Genomic DNA, 598 nt, shown 5'->3' on the forward strand with positions numbered 1-598 from the left:
GCATGACGTAATAGTGCCTCAGTTGACTCCCAATTAATACAAGCGTCAGTGATAGATACGCCGTATTTCATCTCATCCAACGCCAGCTCAGAAGATTGATTACCTTCATTGATGTGGCTCTCGATCATCAAACCGATGATCGACTTGTTCCCTTCACGGATTTGGTGAATCACATCTTCTGCGACCAATGGCTGACGACGGTAATCTTTGCGTGAGTTTGCATGGCTGCAATCCACCATCAATGACGCTTCAAGACCTGATTTCGCCATTTCTTGTTCGCATTCCGTAACGGATACTGAATCGTAGTTCGTCTGTTTACCACCACGTAGGATCACGTGGCCATTCGGGTTACCTTGGGTTGTGAGCAACGCAACTTGACCTTCTCGGTTGATACCCATAAAGCGGTGGCTAGAAGAGGCTGCCTGCATCGCATTGATTGCGGTTGCCAAACTGCCATCTGTGCCGTTCTTAAAGCCAATCGGCATCGAAAGACCACTAGCCATCTCACGGTGTGTTTGTGATTCTGTTGTGCGTGCGCCGATCGCTGCCCAACTAAAAGTATCGGCTAAGTATTGTGGGCTAATTGGGTCAAGAGCTT

Annotated in this window: 1 protein-coding gene; it reads right to left on the reverse strand. The window is 48.3% G+C overall.

Annotated elements, in window-relative coordinates; translation table 11 throughout:
- On the reverse strand, nucleotides 1-598 hold a 598-nt coding region (locus R7R78_RS27870), incomplete at both ends, for a 3-deoxy-7-phosphoheptulonate synthase (protein WP_225474820.1).

The sequence above is a fragment of the Vibrio sp. 2134-1 genome (assembly GCF_033339495.1).